Origin of the sequence: Cobetia sp. AM6, from assembly GCF_009617955.1 — a bacterium.
Classification (GTDB): Bacteria; Pseudomonadota; Gammaproteobacteria; order Pseudomonadales; family Halomonadaceae; genus Cobetia; species Cobetia amphilecti.
Window position 1 is genome coordinate 606,726 of sequence record NZ_AP021868.1, and the last position, 21,279, is coordinate 628,004.

Here is a 21,279-nt window from a genome sequence, read left to right on the forward strand (position 1 = left end):
AAGCCCGCTGTCATGCTGGTTCGCCGCGCTTGTCTAGGGGTTATCAACGAGGTTATCCACAGATAGTGTGGAAAAACATCATGAGCGCCGCTGCTGTCTGGGATGTTGCGCTGCGGCATCAAAAAACGCCTCATTCCCGCGTCCATATGGCGTTGGAATGAGGCGTTTTCAGTGCGAGGCCGTGTGATGCGATTCAGCTCGCTCGCGTGTATTCAGACCCGCTTCATCTGGAGAGGCGCTTGAGCAGCGAGGAGGTGTCCCAGCGATTGCCGCCCATGGTCTGCACGTCGGCATAGAACTGATCGACCAGCGCGGTCACCGGCAGGCTGGCATCGATGCGGCGTGCTTCCGCCAGACAGATGTCGAGGTCCTTGCGCATCCAGTCGACGGCAAAGCCGTGATCGTACTCGTCCTTGATCATGGTGGCGTGACGATTTTCCATCTGCCAGGAGCCGGCGGCGCCCTTGGAGATCACCTCGATCACCGCCTCACGATCCAGTCCGGCCTGCTCGGCGAAGTGCAGGCCCTCGGAAAGCGCCTGCACCAGCCCGGCAATGCAGATCTGGTTGACCATCTTGGTGGTCTGGCCGGCACCGGTCTCGCCGATGCGCTTCACCATGCGGCCGTAGTGCGTCAGCACCGGCTCGGCACGCGCGTAATCCGCTTCGCTGCCGCCACACATGATGGTCAGCACGCCATTCACGGCGCCTTGCTGGCCGCCGGAGACCGGTGCGTCGACGAAGCCGATGTCGGCCTCGCCCGCGGCGGCGGCCAGCTCGCGTGCCAGGTCGGCACTGGCGGTGGTGTGGTCCACCAGCAGGCTGCCGCTCGCCATGCCGGCCAGCACACCGTCGTCGCCGTAGGTGACGCTGCGCACGTCATCATCGTTGCCCACGCACATCAGCACGATATCGGCGCCCTCGGCGGCTTCTCGCGGGGTGGCGTGATGGCTGCCGCCGTATTCCTCGCTCCACTGCTCGGCGCGTGCACGTGTGCGGTTGTAGACCCGCACCTCCAGGCCTGTGCGTTTCAGATGGCCGGCCATGGGGTAACCCATGACACCGAGTCCGATGAAGGCCGCGGTACGTGGCGTTGTGTGTGTGTCTGACATGCTGGGGGCTCCTTGCCATCAATCAGGAATGAGGTTGCGCCGCTCGCGGTGGGGCGCATGGCGTGCCGGCGCGCACAGGACGTGAAGAGGCCGGTACATCAGCACGCTAGCACGTCCGGGGCGGGGATGGGGCGGCTTTGTGGCTTGCTGTCAGGCAGGGGCTGCGCGCATGAGAGGCAACAGGCCAAAAAAACCGCCTCCGAAGAGGCGGTCTGTCCTGCAGGCGAATGACCCGATGTTGCCTGGTGCTGGGTTACTTGGCCGGGTAGTCGCGCTGCGGGTGGCCGGTGTAGAGCTGGCGCGGACGGCCGATACGGTGGCCGCCGGCGATCATCTCGTTCCAGTGGGAGATCCAGCCGATGGTGCGCGACATGGCGAAGATGACCGTGAACATGTTGGTCGGGATGCCGATCGCCTTGAGGATGATGCCGGAATAGAAGTCGACATTCGGGTACAGCTTGCGCTCGATGAAGTACTCGTCTTCCAGCGCGATCTGTTCCAGACGCTTGGCGATCTTGAGCTGCGGGTCGTCCGCCATGCCCAGCTGCTCCAGCACTTCGTCGCAGGTCTCTTTCATGACCTTGGCGCGCGGATCGAAGTTGCGATAGACGCGGTGACCGAAGCCCATCAGCTTGAACGGGTCTTCCTTGTCCTTGGCCTTGTCGATGAAGCGCTGGATGTTTTCCTCGGACTCTTCACCGATCTCGTCGAGCATGGCCAGCACGGCTTCGTTGGCGCCGCCGTGTGCCGGGCCCCACAGTGCCGCGATACCGGCGCTGATGCAGGCGAACGGGTTGGCTCCGGTGGAGCCGGCCAGACGCACGGTAGAGGTCGAGGCGTTCTGCTCGTGGTCGGCGTGCAGCATGAAGATGGTGTCCATCGCCTTGGCGAACACCGGGTTGATCTTGTACTCCTCGCACGGGTTGCCGAACATCATGTACAGGAAGTTCTCGCCGTAGGAGAGGTCATTGCGCGGGTACATGAACGGCTGGCCGATGTTGTACTTGTGGCACATGGCCGCCAGGGTCGGCATCTTGGCGATCAGGCGCACGGCGCTGACGTAGCGTTCCTTCTCGTTGGTGATGTTCAGGTTGTCGTGATAGAAGGCGGCCAGGCCACCGACCACGCCGCACAGGATCGCCATCGGGTGGGCGTCGCGACGGAAGCCCTTGAAGAAGTTGACGATCTGCTCATGCACCATGGTGTGGTTGCTGATCAGCTGGGCGAACTTGTCGTATTCCTCGTCGCTCGGCAGCTCTCCGAACAGCAGCAGGTAGCACAGCTCGATGTAGTTGGAGCTCTTGGCCAGCTGGTCGATGGGGTAGCCGCGATGCAGCAGCACGCCTTTCTGGCCATCGATGAAGGTGATGGATGATTCGCAGGCGGCAGTGGAGACGAAGCCCGGGTCGTAGGTGAACATGCCTTCGGCGGTCAGGCCGCGAACGTCGATGACGTCCTGGCCGAGCGTGCCGGAATAGACCGGGAACTCGATGCTCTTGTCGATACCGTCTACTGTCAATGTCGCTTTCTTGTCAGTCATGCCGACCTCCTCATTATTCGCGTAACTCTTTGACTTGCTTGCCATGCCGGGCTTGCATCAATCCCGCCCACTATAGAAGCCCGCGAAAGATTGTCAATTCGCCACACGGCGTAGAGACGCGCGCCATGCTGCTGTGCGTCAGTTCCCCGACGTTTACGTATCCCGTGCCGTCAGGTCGCGTCCTGTTCACTGCATTTTGTGCAATCCGTGGTTGCGGCCCTGCGACGTCATGCCATTTGTCATGCCAATGGCCAACCCCTATAATCCACCGTCGCGCGACTGGCGGGAAATTCGGCTCGGTACCGTGGATGGCCTGCGCCCGAGACCCTTCCTCAAACCACCGCCCCTGCGGGCTTGCGTCCGTGTTGGGCCAAGAGAGTGTGTAAGAGCCGTGAATAGCAAACGACCCGTAAATCTCGATCTGACGACGATAAAGTTCCCTCTCCCTGCGCTGACTTCAATCACCCACCGTATTACCGGCGTGATTCTGTTCGTGGGCCTGGTATTTGCGCTGTGGGCACTCGATGCCTCGCTGTCCTCCCCGGAAGGGTTCGAGGCAGTGCGCGACACCCTGGCGACCAACTTCCTGGCCAAGATCGTGGCCTGGGGCCTGCTGTCTGCCCTCGGTTTCCACTTCGTGGCTGGCATCAAGCACCTGCTGATGGACATGGATATTGGTGTCGAACTGGAAAGTGCTAATCGCAAGGCGCAGGTCACTGTCGTGATCAGTGCTGTTCTCGTGGTCCTGGCGGGAGTCTGGGTATGGTAAACAACATCACCAATTTCAGTCGCAGCGGTCTGTCCGACTGGGTGCTGCAGCGTGTTTCTGCCGTGATTCTGGCAGTCTATTCCGTGTTCATGGTCGGCTACCTGCTGCTCCATCCGAACCTCGACTACACCACCTGGAGTGGTCTGTTCGAGAACACGGCGATGCGCATCTTCTCTCTGATGGCATTCATCTCGATTGCCGCACACGCCTGGATCGGTCTGTGGACCGTGGCGACCGATTACATGAAGCCGACCGCACTGCGTTTCGGTTTCCAGGTCTTCGTCATCCTTGCGTTGTTCATCTTCTTGGTCTGGGGCGTTCAAGTCCTGTGGGGAGCCTGATACATGTCCACCATGCGTAGCCTGACATTCGACGCGATCATCATCGGCGGCGGCGGCGCTGGCCTGCGTGCCGGTCTCGAACTGTCCCAGTCCGGCAAGAAGACCGCCGTGCTGTCCAAGGTCTTCCCGACACGCTCGCATACTGTCTCTGCCCAGGGCGGTATCACCTGTGCCATCGCTTCTGCTGATCCGAATGATGATTGGCGCTGGCACATGTATGACACCGTCAAGGGTGGCGATTACATCGCTGATCAGGACGCTGCGGAATATATGTGTACCGAAGGCCCGAAAGCGGTCTTCGAGCTTGAGCACATGGGTCTGCCGTTCTCCCGTTTCGACAACGGCCGCATCTACCAGCGTCCGTTCGGTGGTCAGTCCAAGGACTTCGGCAAGGGCGGCCAGGCGGCTCGTACCTGCGCCGCGGCTGACCGTACCGGTCACGCCCTGCTGCACACTCTGTATCAGGCCAACCTGAAGAACGGCACCGTCTTCCTCGACGAGTGGTACGCCATCGATCTGGTCAAGAATGCGAACGGCGATATCGTCGGCGTGATTGCCCTGTGCATCGAGACCGGCGAGACCGTGGTCGTGAAGTCCAAGGCCACCGTTCTGGCCACTGGCGGTGCGGGCCGTATCTACGCCTCCACCACCAATGCCCTGATCAACACCGGCGACGGTATCGGCATGGCACTGCGTGCCGGCCTGCCGGTCCAGGACATGGAAATGTGGCAGTTCCACCCGACCGGGATTCACGGTGCGGGCGTGCTGGTCACCGAAGGTTGCCGCGGTGAAGGTGGCTACCTGGTCAACAAGGACGGCGAGCGCTTCATGGAGCGTTATGCGCCGAACGCCAAGGACCTCGCGGGCCGTGACGTCGTCGCGCGCTCCATGGTGCTGGAAATCCTCGAAGGCCGTGGCTGTGGCGAGAATGGCGACCACGTCTTCCTGAAGCTGGATCACCTGGGCGAGGAAGTGCTGAACAAGCGCCTGCCGGGTATCTCCGAGCTGTCCAAGACCTTCGCGCACGTCGATCCGACCAACGCGCCGATCCCGGTCGTGCCGACCTGCCACTACATGATGGGCGGCATCGCCACCAACGTGCACGGTCAGGCCATCGCACAGAACGAAGACGGCAGCGACCGCATCGTCAACGGCCTCTATGCCGTGGGTGAAGTGGCCTGTGTGTCCGTTCACGGTGCCAACCGTCTGGGCGGCAACTCGCTGCTGGATCTGGTCGTCTTCGGCCGCGCCGCGGGCAAGTACATCGAAAGCGCGCTCAACGAAGGTGTCGAGTACCTCGAGCCGACGCAGAGCGACATCGATGCTGCCCTAGTACGCCTGAACCGCTGGAACGAGTCCGAAAGCGGCGAGTCCGTGCCGGAACTTAAGCGCGAACTGCAGCAGATCATGCAGAACTCCTTCGGTGTCTTCCGTCAGGAAGACAAGATGGAAGAGGGTGTCAAGCAGCTGTCCGATCTGCGTGAGCGTATCGCCAAGGCGGGTCTGTCCGACAAGTCTCAGGTCTTCAATACCGCGCGTATCGAAGCTCTCGAGCTGGACAACCTGATGGAAGTGGCGGAAGCCACTGCCATTGCGGCCCTGACCCGCAAGGAAAGCCGTGGTGCTCACTCCCGTTACGACTTCCCGGATCGTGATGACGAGAACTGGCTCAAGCATTCTCTGTTCTTCCCGAACGAGAAGCGTGTCGGCAAGCGTGATGTGAACTTCGCGCCGAAGACCGTCGAGCGTTTCGAGCCGAAGATTCGTACCTACTGAGTCTGAACCCAAGGCGCGCGTCGCGATCCGCTCGGGACGCCGCGCCTTCCTTCAGACCAAGTTCGCACTCGCTCGAGTTCACTCTCGCTTGAGTTCGCCGTGATCGAGGTGCGTGCAGGTCACTGCACGCACCTGACCCGTTTGCCCGGAGGGGAAACCATGCTTCAGGTATCCATATACCGCTACAACCCTGAAACCGATACTGCGCCGTACATGCAGGAGTTTCAGGTCGACACCCAGGGTCGTGACCTGATGGTGTTGAACGTGATGGAAATGCTCAAGGAACAGGACAGCTCGCTGGCCTATCGTCGCAGCTGCCGTGAAGGTGTCTGCGGTTCGGACGGCATGAACATGAACGGCAAGAACGGCCTGACCTGTGTCACCGCGCTGTCCGAAGTCGTCAAGGACAACAAGCTGGTGCTGCGTCCGCTGCCGGGCCTGCCGGTCGTGCGTGACCTGGTCGTCGACATGAGCATCTTCTACAAGCAGTACGAGCGCATCCAGCCGTACCTGCTCAACGACACGCCGGCGCCGGCCATCGAGCGTCTGCAGTCGCCGGAAGACCGTGACAAGCTCGACGGTCTCTACGAGTGCATTCTGTGTGCCTGCTGCTCGACTGCCTGCCCGTCCTTCTGGTGGAACCCGGACAAGTTCGTCGGTCCGAGCGGTCTGCTGCAGGCCTATCGCTTCCTGGCGGACTCGCGTGACACCGCCACCAAGGAGCGTTTGAGCGAGCTGGACGACCCGTTTGCCGTATTCCGTTGTCGCGGAATCATGAATTGTGTCGCGGTTTGCCCCAAGGGTCTGAACCCGACACGTGCCATCGGCAAGATTCGTGAGCTTTTGCTGGCAAACGCCACTTAAAAGCCGCGCCTTAGCTTGCTATGATGCACGTCAGCTGCGGCAGGGTGTCACACCTTGTCGCAGCGCACAGCTTGCTGAAGCCGGTGCCTTGTGCACCGGCTTTTGACGATAAAAGAAGACTCAGATGGTGAAGGCCTCCATGGTTTCGCCATACAGGGCATAATCGAGTGACGCCGACAGCGCTTGTCAGGCGCCTACCCCACCCCATCAGTCAGGGTGACCGAGAGATGCAAGAAGGCACAATGGAGTTGATGTGGCGCACTTCCCATATGAGCGGGGGGAATGTCCACTACGTAGAAGATCTCTACGAGCGTTATCTTGTCGACCCGAATGAGGTTCCCGACGAGTGGCGCAACTACTTTGATACTCTGCCGCGTCATGACGGCAGCCCCTCCCAGGATGTTCCGCTAGCGCCGATCCGTGATCAGTTCTACGAGATGGGTCGCAACAGTCGCCGCCCGGTGGCTGTCTCTGCGGGCGAAAGCAGCGAGAACAAGAAGCAGGTACGTGTTCTCCAGCTGATCAACGCCTACCGCTTCCGTGGCCACCAGAAGGCGGATATCGATCCCCTCGGTCTGCGCAAGCCGGCACCGGTACCGGACCTCGAACTGTCCTTCCATCAGCTGTCCGCCGCTGACATGGACGTCGAGTTCCAGACCGGCTCGCTGTTCCTCGGCAAGGATGTTGCACCGCTCAAGGAAATCCACGCCGCGCTGGAGCAGACCTACTGCCGCAGCATCGGCGCCGAGTTCATGCACATCGTCAATACGGAAGAGAAGCGCTGGCTGCAGCAGCGTTTCGAGTCCGTACGTTCCAAGCCGAACTTCTCACGCGATGTCCGTCATCACGTGCTGGAACGTCTGACCGCCGCCGAAGGCCTCGAGAGCTATCTCGCCAGCAAGTACCCGGGCACCAAGCGCTTTGGTCTGGAAGGCGGCGAATCCTTCATTCCGATGATGGATGAGCTGATCCAGCGCAGCGGCAAGTACGGTACCAAGGAAGTCGTGATCGGCATGGCCCACCGTGGCCGTCTCAACCTGCTGGTCAACCTGCTGGGCAAGAGCCCGTCAGAGCTGATCGAGGAATTCGATGGCAAGAAGCAGATTGCCAAGGGTTCCGGCGACGTGAAGTACCACCAGGGCTTCAGCTCGAATGTCATGACCCCGGGTGGCGAAGTCCACCTGGCGCTGGCATTCAACCCGTCGCACCTGGAAATCGTCTCTCCGGTGGTGGAAGGCTCCGTGCGTGCCCGTCAGGACCGTCGCGAAGACAGCGAAGGCGACAGCGTACTGCCGATCTCCATCCACGGTGACGCGGCATTCGCCGGTCAGGGCGTGGTCATGGAAACCTTCCAGATGTCGCAGACCCGTGCCTACAAGACGGGCGGTACCGTGCATGTCGTCATCAACAACCAGGTGGGCTTCACCACCTCGCGTGCCGATGACGCTCGCTCGACCGAATACTGCACCGACATCGCCAAGATGGTTCAGGCGCCGATCATCCACGTCAATGGAGATGATCCGGACGCCGTGCTGCACGCCGCTCAGGTCGCCATCGACTACCGTCAGCAGTTCAAGCGTGACGTCGTGCTCGACCTCGTGTGTTACCGCAAGCGCGGTCACAACGAAGCCGACGAGCCGTCCGGCACCCAGCCGCTGATGTACGCCAAGATCAAGTCCCAGAAGACTGCCCGCGAGAAGTATGCGGACCGTCTGGTCGAGGAAGGCGTGCTCAGCGCGGAAGAGACCAAGCACCTGGTCGATCAGTACCGTGCTGACCTGGATGCCGGCAACCACGTTGCCAATGCGCTGGTGAAGCAGCCCAACACCGGTCTGTTCGTCGATTGGACGCCGTACCTGGGCCACGAGTGGACCGGCGTTGCCGATACCTCGATGGACATGAAGCAGCTGCAGGCCCTCGCCAACAAGATGTGCGAAGTGCCGGACGGCGTCTCGGTCCAGCGTCAGGTCAACAAGATCTACGAAGATCGTCGCAAGATGGCCGCCGGTGGCATGCCGCTGAACTGGGGCTTCGCCGAGACACTGGCCTACGCCACCCTGGTCGATGCCGACCACCCGGTGCGTATCACCGGTCAGGACGTGGGTCGCGGTACCTTCTCCCACCGTCACGCGGTGGTGCACAACCAGAAGGATGGCGACACCTACGTGCCGCTGCAGCACATCAAGGATGGTCAGGCGACCTTCACCATCCATGACTCCTACCTCTCCGAGGAAGCGGTGCTGGCCTTTGAATATGGCTATGCCACCACCATGCCCAAGGCATTGGTCGTGTGGGAAGCCCAGTTCGGTGACTTCGCCAACGGCGCCCAGGTGGTGATGGACCAGTTCATCTCCTCCGGCGAGAGCAAGTGGGGCCGCCTGTGTGGTCTGACCATGCTGCTGCCGCACGGCTACGAGGGCCAGGGCCCGGAGCACAGCTCCGCACGCCTCGAGCGTTACCTCCAGCTGTGTGCCGAGCACAACATGCAGGTATGCATGCCGACCACGCCGGCGCAGATCTATCATCTGCTGCGTCGTCAGGTCATCCGCTCGCTGCGCAAGCCGCTGGTCGTGCTGTCACCCAAGTCTCTGCTGCGTCACAAGGAAGCGACTTCCACCCTCGACGAACTGGCCGATGGCCGCTTCGAGATGGTGCTGTCCGACAAGGGCAACCTGGAAGCTTCCAAGGTCAAGCGCGTCGTGCTGTGTGCGGGCAAGGTCTACTATGACCTGGCCGCCTATCGCGCCGAGCAGGGCCGTGAAGATGTTGCCGTCATCCGTGTCGAGCAGCTCTATCCCTTCCCGAAGGAAGAGCTCCAGGCCGCCATCGCCGACTACGAGAATCTCGAGCAGGTGATGTGGTGCCAGGAAGAGCCGCTCAACCAGGGTGCCTGGTATCAGAGTCAGCACCATATGCGTCAGGTCGCTGAGCAGCACCGTCAGGGGCTTGGCATGAGCCTGGACTTCGCCGGACGCCCGGCCTCTGCGGCACCTGCCGCGGGCTACATGTCCGTTCATAACGAGCAGCAGCGCCAGCTGGTCGACGACGCCTTCAACAAGTAAAGGCTCGCGACCCGCAAGGGCACCGAGAGAGAATTGAGTTAAGGAACTCCAATGGCTATCGATATCAAAGCGCCGTCTTTTCCGGAATCCGTCGCCGAAGGCACTGTGGCGACCTGGCACAAGCAGCCCGGCGACAGCGTCGAGCGTGACGAGTTGATCGTCGAGATCGAGACCGACAAGGTCGTGCTGGAAGTCGTCGCACCGCAGGACGGCACCCTGGGCGAGATCAAGGTTCAGGAAGGCGACACCTGCGAGTCCGAGCAAGTGCTGGGCTCCATCGGTGATGCAGACGCCGCTGCGTCTTCTGACGCCAAGGACGACTCCGCCGCTGAAGAGAGCAAGGACGACGCCAAGGCCGAGAGCAAGCCGGCCGCCGGTGGCGAAGGCAAGACGCTGGAAGTCAAGGCACCGAGCTTCCCGGAATCCGTTGCCGAAGGCACCGTCGCCACCTGGCACAAGAAGGTCGGTGAAGCCTGCGAGCGCGACGAGCTGATCGTCGAGATCGAGACCGACAAGGTCGTGCTGGAAGTCGTGGCTCCGGCCGACGGCGCCCTGAGCGAGATCAAGGTCGAGGAAGGCGATACCTGCGAGACCGAAGCCGTGCTGGCACTGTTCAGCGCTGGTGCTTCCGGTGGCGCCGCGCCGGCCGCTGAGGCAAGCGACGACAAGTCCGGCTCTGACGAAGGTCAGGACGAGAAGGTCGGCGACAAGATCCTCGCCCCGGCAGCGCGCAAGATGGTCGCCGAGCACGATCTGGACGTCAGCAAGCTGGTCGGTACCGGCAAGGGCGGTCGCGTGCTGAAGGAAGACGTGGCCAAGGCCGTCAAGGAAGGCACTGCGGCCAAGTCCGCTGCCAAGCCGGCTGCCAAGTCCGGCGCTTCCAAGTCCGATGCCAAGGCCGCGCCGAAATCTGCACCGACCTTCGAGGGCGAGCGTCCCGAGAAGCGCGTGCCGATGAGCCGCATGCGCCAGACCATCGCCAAGCGTCTGGTCAATGCCCAGCAGACTGCCGCCATGCTCACCACTTACAACGAAGTGGACATGAGCGCGGTGATGGAACTGCGCAAGCAGTACAAGGACACCTTCCAGAAGGTGCACGACACCAAGCTCGGCTTCATGGGCTTCTTCGTCAAGGCGGCCACCGAAGCGCTCAAGCGCTTCCCGGACGTCAATGCCTCCATCGACGGCACCGACATCGTCTACCACGGTTACCAGGACATCGGTGTGGCCGTGTCTTCCGACCGCGGTCTGGTCGTGCCGGTGCTGCGTGATACCGACACCATGAAGCTCGCCGATGTCGAAAAGACCATCGTCGACTTCGGTCAGCGTGCCCGCGCCGGCAAGCTGGGCATCGATGAGATGCAGGGCGGTACCTTCACGATCACCAACGGCGGCATCTTCGGTTCCCTGATGTCCACCCCGATCCTGAATCCGCCGCAGACCGCCATCCTGGGCATGCACAAGATCCAGGAGCGTCCTATGGCCGTGAACGGTCAGGTCGTCATCCGTCCGATGATGTATCTGGCACTGTCCTACGATCACCGCATGATCGATGGCAAGGATGCAGTCCAGTTCCTCGTCGCCATCAAGGACCTGCTGGAAGATCCGGCTCGTTTCCTGCTCGACGTCTGAGACCGCAATGTCTCACGCCCTTGAGGATCTCGAGAGCGTGAGCGGCCCCGGCGGGTGGCACTGACACTCGCCGGGTTGCCAACCCGAATCGAACTGCACCAACAGGAAGAGACATGGCCGATAAATTTGATGTGATCGTCATTGGCGCTGGCCCTGGTGGCTATGTTGCCGCTATCCGCGCTGCTCAGCTGGGTCTGAAGACCGCCTGCGTCGAGAAGTGGGTCAACAAGGAAGGCAAGGTCGTTCACGGCGGTACCTGCCTGAACGTCGGCTGCATTCCGTCCAAGGCATTGCTGGAAACCTCGCACAAGTACGTCGAAGCGCGTGATGAGTTCGCCGAACTGGGCATCAAGGCCGACGGCGTCGAGATCGACGTGGCCAAGATGATCGAGCGCAAGGCGCAGATCGTGAAGAACCTGACCGGCGGTATCTCCGGTCTGTTCAAGGCCAACGGTGTCACCGCGCTGGAAGGTACCGGCAAGGTGCTGCCGAACAAGCAGGTCGAAGTGACCGATCACGACGGTGGCAAGGCGACCTACGAAGCCGAGAACATCGTCATCGCGTCCGGTTCCGTGCCGGTCGAGATTCCGCCGACGCCGCTGACCGAAGGTCTGATCGTCGATTCCACCGGCGCGCTCGAGTTCGACGAAGCGCCGAAGCGTCTGGGTGTCATCGGTGCCGGTGTCATCGGTCTCGAGCTCGGTAGCGTCTGGAGCCGTTGCGGTTCTGAAGTCACCGTGCTGGAAGCGGTCGACAGCTTCCTGCCGATGGTCGATGCGGCCGTCGCCAAGGAAGCCCAGAAGCTGCTCAAGAAGCAGGGTCTGGACATCAAGCTCGGCGCCCGTGTGACCGGTTCCGACATCAAGGACAGCGAAGTCGTCGTCAAGTACACCGACGCCAACGGCGAACAGGAACAGACCTTCGACAAGATCATCGTCGCGGTCGGCCGTCGTCCGTACACCCAGAGCCTGCTCGACAGCGATGTCGGCATCAATCTGGACGAGCGTGGCTTCATCCACGTCGACGACCAGTGCGCGACCAGCGTGCCGGGCGTCTACGCCATCGGCGACGTGGTGCGTGGCCCGATGCTGGCGCACAAGGCCTCTGAAGAGGGCGTGATGGTTGCCGACATCATCGCCGGCCACAAGGCCGAGATGAACTACGACGCCATCCCGAGCATCATCTACACCTTCCCGGAAGTGGCGTGGGTCGGCAAGACCGAACAGCAAGCCAAGTCCGAAGGCATCGAAGTCAAGACCGGCAGCTTCCCGTTCGCGGCAAGCGGTCGTGCCATGGCCAACAATGCCACTGAAGGTCTGGCCAAGATCATTGCCGACGCTGAGACTGATCGCGTCCTGGGCGTTCACATCATCGGCCAGCATGCCGGTGAGCTGATCGCACAGGGTGTGACTGCCCTCGAGTTCGGCGCAAGCGCCGAAGACCTCGCACTGATCTGCACGGCTCACCCGACACTGTCGGAAGCCGTGCACGAAGCCGCGCTGGCCGTTGACGGGCATGCGATTCACATCGCAAACCGCAAGAAGCGCAAGTAAGCGTCCTTCCGAACAAGAGGCGCGTCGCCCCGGCCAGGCCGGGGCGAACGGTGGCAGTGGCATCTTGCGACTGCCGTTCGAGTCTAATGCAACCAATGGCATGACACGATGAACCTTCACGAATATCAGGCAAAACAACTTTTTGCCGACTATGGCCTGCCGGTGTCCAAGGGCTTTGCCGTTGACACCCCGGAAGACGCTGCTGAAGCGTGCAAGAAGATTGGCGGCGACAAGTGGGTCGTCAAGGCACAGGTCCACGCAGGTGGCCGCGGCAAGGCTGGCGGCGTCAAGCTGGTCGACAGCGCACAAGCCGCTTCCGACTTCGCGACCCAGTGGCTGGGCAAGAACCTGGTGACCTACCAGACTGACGAAAACGGTCAGCCGGTCACCAAGATTCTCGTCGAGAACTGCACCGACATCGCCGAAGAGCTGTACCTGGGCGCCGTCGTTGACCGCACCACTCGTCGCATCGTCTTCATGGCTTCCACCGAAGGCGGCGTGGAAATCGAGAAGGTTGCTGAAGAGACGCCGGAAAAGATCCTGAAAGCCGAGATCGATCCGCTGGTCGGCGCACAGCCGTACCAGGCGCGTGAACTGGCCTTCAAGCTGGGTCTGAACCCGACCCAGATCAAGCAGTTCACCAAGATCTTCCTGGGTCTGGCGAAGATGTTCGCCGACAAGGATTTCGCGCTGCTGGAAATCAACCCGCTGGTCATCACCGACGAAGGCAACCTCCACTGCCTCGACGGCAAGATCAACATCGACGCCAACGCCGTCTACCGTCACCCGGACCTGCAGGCGATGCACGATCCGTCTCAGGAAGACGAGCGTGAAGCGCATGCTGCCAAGTTCGAACTGAACTACGTTGCCCTCGACGGCAACATCGGCTGCATGGTCAACGGCGCAGGCCTGGCGATGGGCACCATGGACATCGTCAACCTGTCTGGCGGCAAGCCTGCCAACTTCCTCGACGTGGGTGGCGGTGCTACCAAGGAACGCGTTGCAGAAGCATTCAAGATCATCCTGTCCGACGACAACGTCAAAGCTGTTCTGGTGAACATCTTCGGCGGCATCGTGCGTTGTGACATGATCGCCGAAGGCATCATCGGTGCCGTCGAGCAGGTCGGTGTCAACGTGCCGGTCGTGGTGCGTCTGGAAGGTAACAACGCTGAACTCGGCGCCAAGAAGCTGGCCGAAAGCGGTCTGAACATCATCGCTGCTACCAGCCTGACTGACGCGGCGCAGCAGGTTGTCAAAGCTGCGGAGGGCAAGTAATGAGCATTTTGATCGACAAGAACACCAAGGTGATCTGCCAGGGCTTCACTGGCGGCCAGGGTACCTTCCACTCTGAACAAGCCATCGCCTACGGCACCAAGATGGTCGGTGGCGTGACGCCGGGCAAGGGTGGTCAGACTCACCTGGGCCTGCCGGTGTTCAACACCGTCGCCGAAGCCGTTGCCGAGACTGGCGCTGAAGCGTCCGTCATCTACGTGCCGGCACCGTTCTGCAAGGATTCCATCCTTGAAGCGGCCAATGCAGGCATCAAGCTGATCGTCTGCATCACCGAAGGCGTGCCGACTCTCGACATGCTGGAAGTCAAGGTCAAGTGCGACGAGCTGGGCGCGCGCGTCATCGGTCCGAACTGCCCGGGTGTCATCACTCCGGGTGAGTGCAAGATCGGTATCATGCCGGGTCACATCCACCAGCCGGGCAAGGTCGGTATCGTGTCTCGTTCCGGCACCCTGACCTACGAAGCCGTCAAGCAGACCACTGACCACGGTTTCGGTCAGTCCAGCTGTGTCGGCATCGGCGGCGACCCGATCCCGGGTTCCAACTTCATCGACATCCTCGAGATGTTCGAGAAGGACCCGAAGACCGAAGCCATCGTCATGATCGGCGAGATCGGCGGTTCTGCTGAAGAAGAAGCGGCTGCCTACATCAAGGCGAACGTCACCAAGCCGGTCGTCTCCTACATCGCTGGTGTGACTGCGCCTCCGGGCAAGCGCATGGGCCATGCAGGCGCCATCATCTCCGGCGGCAAGGGTACTGCCGACGAGAAGTTCGCGGCTCTGGAAGCAGCTGGCGTCAAGACTGTGCGTTCACTCGCGCAGATCGGCGATGCCATCAAGGAAGTCACTGGCTGGTAAGCCATTGATCTCCTGACAGCGATCGGCGCCAAGCGGATCGCATGTCACCGAAAGGGCAGGCCCACAGGGCCTGCCCTTTTTTCGTTTCTGGCCCTCACTAGTCTCTCTCTAGTGCATGCCGGCGGGGCTGCCTGCGGCCGGTGGCGCAGGCGAGGTGAGAGGTGTTTCGGCTGATGCAGGCGGGGCAGGTGCGTTCATATCAAGCAGTTGCTAATCTGATGACTGTTCATTGGCACCTGACCAAGCGACACGTGCAGATGCCCCACGGCGCAACACGACTCACTGATAAGGATGTTCCATGCTCAAGTCATTCCCCGCCCTTACGCGCTCCGCGCGCCTGCTGGCACTGCTGTCCCTGCCGTTGGCTGCCGGCGTGCCGCTGTCTGCCAGTGCAGATTCCGGCGCGGCGGCAGCCTCCGCCCCTGAAGCTTCAGCGAGCATGCAGGTGCCTGCCAAGGGCATCGAGTCGGTGACCAGTCGTGATGATGTCGCCAACGTCCAGGCGCGTCTCGAGGCGGCGCTCACGGCCAAGGGGTTGACGCTGTTCAGCGTCATTGATCATGAGGCGGGTGCCGAGAAGGTCGGCATGGAGCTGCCCGCGACGCATACCGTCATCTTCGGCAATCCCAAGGTGGGCACCCTGTTGATGCAGTGCAACGGGGCGGCCGCCCTGGACCTGCCGCAGAAGATGCTGATTCGCGCCGTGGAGGGTGGCAGCGTGATCGAGTGGAATGATCCCCAGTACATGGCCAATCGTCATGATCTGGGCGACTGCAAGCTGCCGCTGGACAAGATCGCCGGGCTGCTCAAGGGGCTGGCCGCCGAAGCGGCGGGTCAATGAAGGCAGCGCTCATCACGTATCGATGCTGATATCGTGAACTGACAACGGGTGCTGACGATCGAGCGCTGACGATCAGGCAGGACGAAAAAGCCGGACTCCTCACGGAGTCCGGCTTTTTGATGTTCCCCTGCCAAGGACTGCCTGGCTTGAAGGGCTGCTTACAGAGCATCACCGTGCTGCTTCAGCCACTGCACGGCGCGGTCAGGGTAGTCAGTGAAGACACCATCAACCTTGGCGTCGACGAAGAAGGCGCGCAGCATGTCGTCGTAATCGCTGGCCCAGTCGGGGATGCGCCCTTCATCGAGGCGGAAGGTGTAGGGCAGCACGATCAGGCCCTGCGCATGGGCTTCCTCGACCATTGGTGTGACCTTGATGTCGTCCCGGGTCGAGCTGTCCTCGATCACCATCGGCTTCCACGGCCCGATGCCATCGGCGTAGGTGGCGATGCGCTGCATGCCGCCCTCCTGATACATCCAGTCATAGTCGTAGGGCTCAAGCTTGCCCTCCGCATCCGGCTGGAAGGTCATGTCCCAGCTGGTCTCGCCAATCAGCTGCACCAGGCGCAGGTCCATCTCCAGTTCGGGCTGCAGCGTGTCGTGGATGCGCTTGAGGCCATTGGGATCGAAGACCTGCACGACGGCATTGTCATCCTGCGCGACGTAGCCGTAGTGCTTGAGGGTCTCGAGCACGGCTCGCGAGACCTGCTTGCCTTCTGACTGGTGGAACCAGGGCGCCTTGATCTCCACATACAGGCCGACATCACGTCCGGTGGAGTGATTCAGGCCCTGAATCATCTCGATCTCTTCACTCAGGGTGTGCAGGCCGAAGTGCGACTTGCCCAGCGGAAAGCGCTCAGGGTAGTCGGCGACCTGCTCGCCATCCTTGACGGTGAAGCCCTCGCTGAACGACAGCTTGCGCAGCTCATCCAGCGTGAAGTCGATGGCGTAGTAGCGGCCATCATCACGCGCACGCTCGGGGAAGACCTCGGCGACATTGGTCACCCGGTCCAGGAAGCGGTCGTGCAGCACCACCAGCTGGTCATCCTTGCTCATCACCACATCCTGCTCGAGGAAGTCGGCGCCCTGGGCGTAGGCCATCGCCTTGGCAGCGAGGGTGTGCTCCGGCAGGTAGCCCGAGGCACCCCGGTGGGCGACCACGACCTTGTCGGTGCCATGGCCGGGGTCGATGCTGCGCAGGGGCCTGTCATCAGCGAGTGCCGCTGAGGTCGAGGTGGCCAGCAGCGAGCCGACCACGCCCATCATGGCCAGCGGGCGGCGAATGCGGGCGGAAGTCGGGTGACGCTGGAAAGGATGCGGCATGTGAGATCACCTTGAGCTGTGGTTATTGTATGGCCGTTCAATAAAGACGCCTGCCAACATAACAAAGTCTTATTAATATGGCGATGATCAAGTGTTTTTCATGATGATGTCTGCAGCGCTGCTCGGTCGTCCTGTCATGTGGTCGCCGAGCGACGCTTGAGCAAGCTTCCCAGCATGCTGCGTCCCGCCATCACGAAGAACACCGGGGCGCCGGCGATCAGGTAGAAATAGAAGGTCACCGCTCGCCAGATCACCACGGCCGCCGCAGCACTGGCGGCGCCGATCATCGGGCTGAGCAGGGCAGTGGAGGACAGCTCCGCGCCTCCGGCGCCGCCGGGCAGCAGCGTCAGCTGGCCCGCTGCCAGCGAGAGCATCTGCACGATGAAGGTCCAGCTCCAGTCGATGTCCTGCCCCAGTCCGGACACGGCCAGATAGAGGATCGAGTAGCGCAGCAGCCAATGGGCACAGCAGAGCAGGAAGATCAGGCTCAGCGTCAGGCGCGGCAGGGCGAGTGTCTCGACCAGCGCATGGCGGAAGTGGATCAGGCCCCGCGCCAGCTTGACGCGTGAGCGATGGCGTACCTTGAGCCAGCGCAGCAGGCGTCCGCTGGTCTTGAGCAGGCGCCGATGATGCTTGCCCAGCGCGGCCAGCAGGCCAAAGCCGATGATCAGCAACAGCGCCGGCACGGCCAGCATCCACCCCAGGCGCAGGTCAATGGTATGCGAGAGGGCGTAGAGCCCGATGCTGGCCAGCGCCGAGAGGAAGAACAGCATGTCGGTGATCTGATCGACCGCGAAGACCGCCGTGGCCTGCGCCGGGCGCACCCCCTGACGTGACAGCAGCCCCATCAGGGTAAGCGGGCCGCCACTGCCGCCGGGGGTGGCGCTGATGGCGAATTCGGTCGCCATCACCATGCCGACGGCGCGCCGTTGCCCCAGGTGACCGCCACGTCCGGCCAGCAGCAGACGCAACCGGCCGGCGTTCAGGTTCCAGCACATCACGATCATGCCCAGCATCAACAGGAAGGTGTCGAGGGGGAACTGGCGCAGCTGGCCGCCCAGTCCGCTGCCACCCAGCACCAGCGGTATCGCGATGACCATCACAAGGCCAGCACCCAGTAACCAGAGGGCACGATTCATGGCAGATTCCCGCAGCGGGTTGTCACAAGGCCCATACGACGGGACTCATCCGGTAGGTGGGTATCAGGCAGCATTGTGAGCCGCCTGGTGCGAGTTAAGTTGCGTCGTGTCAGAGGTGGCGGGGGTGAGCAGCCCCTGCTGCGTCAGCCAGCCGATCTTGGTCATCGGCTGGCGCCCTTCATCGAGCAGGCGCTCGACCAGCGTCAGCCAATACTGGCGCGAGCGTGCATGGCGCATGTCGACCGGATGCAGGCCCAGACGCAACACCGGCGCCTGTTGCTCGCGACTCAGCTTGCGCTGCGTCACCCACTGCGACATCAGGCGGCGTGGCGCGGAGCGTGCGCTCCACACGAGTCCGGGCGCATCGATGGTCGTGAAGTCAGGCAGTCGATAGAGATGCTGGGGATCGCTGGTGTAGCGGAAGTCGAGGGACTTCAGGGCCTTGCGAGTGCCGTCACTCATCAGCCAGGCAGGGGCCACGAAGCCGTCCAATGGCCAGCCGAGACGCTTGAAGAGTGCGGCGCCTTCCAGCAGGCGTCGTCTGGCTTCGGCCTCATCGAGGGGGTAGAACTCGCCCTCCCAGGTCAGTACGCGGCGCATCAGGTAATCGCGCGGGGTGCGGGGGGCTGGCGCGTCATCGCAGTGATGGAAGCCATGCAGGGCAAGCTCGTCCCCCTGTTGGCGGCGAGAGTCCAGCAGGGCGATGAATTCCGGAGCGTCTTCCAGGGCGCTGCGATGATGGAAGTCAGGCACCACCAGCCAGGTGATCGGGCAGGGGTGGTTCAGGCGTGCCTGGCAGAGAGCATCCACCTCGGCGACGAAGTCCCGGTAGTCGGACCATGTCTCGGGCGCGACATCATGCAGGACCAGCAGAAAGTGCTGCTTGGCAGCCGGCGATTCAGCCATGGGTCACCTCCTCGAGTACCGGTTGCATGCGAGTCCCGGTGACCGCGTGATAATGCCCGAGCAAGCCATCCACGACACGGTCCCAGGCGTGGTGCTTCTCGACATGCCGCCGCGCCTGACGACCCAGTGCGGCGGGGTCGTTGGCGAAGACTTCCTGCACGGCACGCGCCATGGCATGCGGCGAGTGCGGGTTGCACAGCTGACCGCAGCCAAGTGGCACATTCTCCGCCAGCGCGCCGGCGCGTGCCGCCACCACCGGCGTGCCGCAGGCCATGGCTTCCAGTACCACCAGACCGAAGGTTTCCTGGGTGCCGGCATGCAGCAGCACATCCACCGAGGCCACCAGGCGCGCCACTTCGGTGCTGCTGCAGAAATGCCCGGTCACGCTGACATTGTCGGGCAGATGCCGCGGCATGCCCGAGCCGATCAACAGCAGATGGTAGTCGGGGCCGAGCAGGCGAGCGGCCTCCAGCAGCTCATTCAGATTCTTCTCGCGTGAGCCGCGTCCGGCGAAGGCCAGCAGGCGCACATGGTCTTCCAGGCCAAGCTCGCGGCGCAGGCTCTCATCGCGGCAGTCAGGGTGGAAGGTGGAAAGATCGACACCGAGTGGCTGGATATGGACATTGTCGACGCCGAGCCGGTCGAGCCGGTCGGCCATCACCTGGCTGGGGGCCAGCACGCGATCGAAATGGCGATAGAGGCGTTTGACGTAGCGATCGACGTTGGCCCCTGACCACTCGCCCAGGCGATTGGTGATCAGGCGTGGCAGGTCCGAGTGATAGAAGCCCAGCACCGGGACATCGAGCTTGCGACCGGCATCGAGTGCCGCCCACGCCGTGACGTAGGGGTCGCCGGCCTCGATGACATCCGGCTGCAGTGCCAGCAGCGTGCTGACCCAGCCGCCCCGGCGCAGGGGGAAGCGATAGCCGTTGCCGAAGGGAATGGGCGGTGCCGGCACGCTGTAGAGGTCATCACTGACACTGGTGGTCTCGCCGGGGACCAGCAGGCTGTGACGAACATCGGGCCGCGTCCGCAGACGTCGTCGCTTGGCTTCCAGGTAGGTTCTGACCCCGCCACTGGAGGGGGCATGGAACATGGTCATGTCAGCGATATGCACACGGACTCCTCAAGACCGCTTTACCGGTCGTGCGCGATGAAGATGAATCCCGACGTCACTGCCCGCCATGGCTGCTTTGTCGTGCTTCAGGGTGCTTCAGGATGTTCGAGGAAAACGAAATCGAGCACGCAGATTCCAGCAAGCCAGTGGCAATGACGAACGAGCCTCTGGTCAAGTCATGGGGGGAACCCGACGTGAAACCAAGGGCACGAGGCATGACATGCGGTGTCGCGCGTGACGAGACGCTTCGCCACGCGATGTTCCACACTGCGGCTGGCAATGACGTTACATCAGGAGATGACTGGTCTGTGTGACAACAGGGAACAATGTTGGTGCGATGCGCTCCCGCTCTCGGACATTTGTCATCAAGCTCCTGGCATTAGGCTCTTGGCATCCGGTCCCTGGCATCAGGTTCACTGCGAGGGGAGGAGAGAAGTCACGCCATGCTGGCGATGGTCCAGCAGGGAGTGCGGCAGCTGGCCTCTGGTCAGTGCTGCGCAAGAGAAGCCATACGACAGGCAAAAAAAGACCCTGTCCGGAGCCACCGGACAGGGCAAGTGCGTGCACTACAGGAATACAGAGGGCGACAGGGGGGGAGGGTCGCCGGAGCGGGCATTGCAGGGTCTAGCAGTGGATCGACTCAGTCATGTCTGGCATCCGTGCCTGGTGTTGCATGGGGTCCTGGCATCGTTATCTGTCCTGATGGAGGGAGATCGGGCGTCATCACGCCAGTCCATGCTGGGGCAGGTGCAGGGCGCTGGGCATTGCCTGGCCAAGCTCCTGCGAGAAGGCGGCTTCCGGCTCGGCTGGGCGCTGGCTGGCGAGCAGTACAAGGCTCAGCAGCAGGCCGGCGGCCAGCAGCAGACGGTTGCGGGTGCGGCGACGATCACGTTCCAGCAGCATCGCGACATGTTCCATCGCTTCACGTTGAATCTCACGCTGGCGCTCCGGAGAGGTGGAGCTGCCATCCGAGCTTCTGTCTGAGCTGCTGTCTGCTCCGGCGTCGACACGGGCATAGCTCATGGCCGGGTGACGAACGATGGCGGCATGCTCGGCCAGGTGACGCAGTGAAGTCGCTGCAGTGGAGCGATGAGTTTTCATTTCCGGGTCCTCGCATGGACGAACTTCATCAGGGACAGGCTTCAGTCATTCGCGCTTGGTC

At 62.2% G+C, this 21,279-nt stretch carries 17 protein-coding genes; 10 read left to right on the forward strand and 7 right to left on the reverse strand.

Annotated features, from left to right (window positions below; genetic code table 11):
* Positions 1-223 precede the first annotated feature (223 nt).
* Together CLAM6_RS02640 and gltA are read right to left on the reverse strand one after the other, a co-directional pair.
* On the reverse strand, positions 224-1,111 hold the full coding sequence (locus CLAM6_RS02640) for an NAD(P)-dependent oxidoreductase (RefSeq protein WP_043333110.1): 888 nt from the start codon (positions 1,109-1,111) through the stop codon (positions 224-226).
* 253 nt (positions 1,112-1,364) lie between these two features.
* Positions 1,365-2,651 carry a citrate synthase gene (gene gltA, locus CLAM6_RS02645; RefSeq protein ID WP_043333109.1) on the reverse strand — a complete coding sequence of 429 codons (1,287 nt, stop codon included), beginning with the start codon at positions 2,649-2,651 and terminating at the stop codon, positions 1,365-1,367.
* Between the two features lie 391 nt (positions 2,652-3,042).
* Between gltA and sdhC the strand changes: the two genes are divergently transcribed.
* The 10 genes from sdhC to CLAM6_RS02695 all read left to right on the forward strand — a co-directional run bounded on the left by sdhC (position 3,043) and on the right by CLAM6_RS02695 (position 15,636).
* On the forward strand, positions 3,043-3,420 hold the full coding sequence (gene sdhC, locus CLAM6_RS02650) for a succinate dehydrogenase, cytochrome b556 subunit (protein ID WP_043333108.1): 378 nt from the start codon (positions 3,043-3,045) through the stop codon (positions 3,418-3,420).
* On the forward strand, positions 3,414-3,761 hold the full coding sequence (sdhD, locus tag CLAM6_RS02655; protein ID WP_043333107.1) for a succinate dehydrogenase, hydrophobic membrane anchor protein: 348 nt from the start codon (positions 3,414-3,416) through the stop codon (positions 3,759-3,761). Before sdhC ends, sdhD begins: the two co-directional genes overlap by 7 nt.
* A gap of 3 nt (positions 3,762-3,764) precedes the next feature.
* Complete coding sequence (sdhA, locus tag CLAM6_RS02660) at positions 3,765-5,537, forward strand: succinate dehydrogenase flavoprotein subunit (RefSeq protein WP_043333106.1); 1,773 nt, start codon at positions 3,765-3,767, stop codon at positions 5,535-5,537.
* Positions 5,538-5,696: 159 nt separating this feature from the next.
* A complete protein-coding gene (locus CLAM6_RS02665) occupies positions 5,697-6,401 on the forward strand; it encodes a succinate dehydrogenase iron-sulfur subunit (protein ID WP_043333105.1) in 705 nt (234 codons plus the stop codon).
* 227 nt (positions 6,402-6,628) lie between these two features.
* Positions 6,629-9,463: a 2-oxoglutarate dehydrogenase E1 component gene (locus tag CLAM6_RS02670; RefSeq protein WP_043333104.1), complete on the forward strand. Its 2,835-nt coding sequence runs from the start codon at positions 6,629-6,631 to the stop codon at positions 9,461-9,463.
* A gap of 51 nt (positions 9,464-9,514) precedes the next feature.
* Positions 9,515-11,095 (forward strand): 2-oxoglutarate dehydrogenase complex dihydrolipoyllysine-residue succinyltransferase, encoded by a 1,581-nt coding sequence (gene odhB, locus CLAM6_RS02675; protein WP_153635094.1) that lies wholly within the window; start codon positions 9,515-9,517, stop codon positions 11,093-11,095.
* A 113-nt stretch (positions 11,096-11,208) separates the two neighbouring features.
* Entirely contained in the window at positions 11,209-12,648 is a 1,440-nt protein-coding gene (lpdA, locus tag CLAM6_RS02680) for a dihydrolipoyl dehydrogenase (RefSeq protein WP_043334000.1), read from the forward strand.
* Between the two features lie 108 nt (positions 12,649-12,756).
* A complete protein-coding gene (gene sucC, locus CLAM6_RS02685) occupies positions 12,757-13,923 on the forward strand; it encodes an ADP-forming succinate--CoA ligase subunit beta (RefSeq protein WP_043333999.1) in 1,167 nt (388 codons plus the stop codon).
* The gene (gene sucD / locus CLAM6_RS02690; RefSeq protein WP_043333998.1) at positions 13,923-14,795 is read left to right on the forward strand and encodes a succinate--CoA ligase subunit alpha; all 873 of its coding nucleotides are present in this window, start codon (positions 13,923-13,925) and stop codon (positions 14,793-14,795) included. The genes sucC and sucD overlap by 1 nt, the downstream gene beginning before the upstream one ends.
* 298 nt (positions 14,796-15,093) lie before the next feature.
* On the forward strand, positions 15,094-15,636 hold the full coding sequence (locus CLAM6_RS02695) for a DUF302 domain-containing protein (RefSeq protein WP_197738700.1): 543 nt from the start codon (positions 15,094-15,096) through the stop codon (positions 15,634-15,636).
* Positions 15,637-15,794: 158 nt separating this feature from the next.
* Here CLAM6_RS02695 and glpQ read toward each other — a convergent pair whose 3' ends face one another.
* The 5 genes from glpQ to CLAM6_RS02720 form a co-directional block, all read right to left on the reverse strand.
* The gene (gene glpQ / locus CLAM6_RS02700; protein ID WP_197738701.1) at positions 15,795-16,955 is read right to left on the reverse strand and encodes a glycerophosphodiester phosphodiesterase; all 1,161 of its coding nucleotides are present in this window, start codon (positions 16,953-16,955) and stop codon (positions 15,795-15,797) included.
* 134 nt (positions 16,956-17,089) lie between these two features.
* Positions 17,090-18,094 carry a lysylphosphatidylglycerol synthase transmembrane domain-containing protein gene (locus CLAM6_RS02705; protein WP_043333997.1) on the reverse strand — a complete coding sequence of 335 codons (1,005 nt, stop codon included), beginning with the start codon at positions 18,092-18,094 and terminating at the stop codon, positions 17,090-17,092.
* Between the two features lie 63 nt (positions 18,095-18,157).
* Entirely contained in the window at positions 18,158-19,000 is an 843-nt protein-coding gene (locus tag CLAM6_RS02710) for a DUF2334 domain-containing protein (RefSeq protein ID WP_153635095.1), read from the reverse strand.
* Positions 18,993-20,117: a glycosyltransferase family 4 protein gene (locus CLAM6_RS02715; RefSeq protein WP_153635096.1), complete on the reverse strand. Its 1,125-nt coding sequence runs from the start codon at positions 20,115-20,117 to the stop codon at positions 18,993-18,995. Before CLAM6_RS02715 ends, CLAM6_RS02710 begins: the two co-directional genes overlap by 8 nt.
* 723 nt (positions 20,118-20,840) lie before the next feature.
* Positions 20,841-21,218, reverse strand: coding sequence for a hypothetical protein (locus tag CLAM6_RS02720; RefSeq protein WP_153635097.1), 378 nt, complete (start codon positions 21,216-21,218; stop codon positions 20,841-20,843).
* Positions 21,219-21,279: the final 61 nt, after the last annotated feature.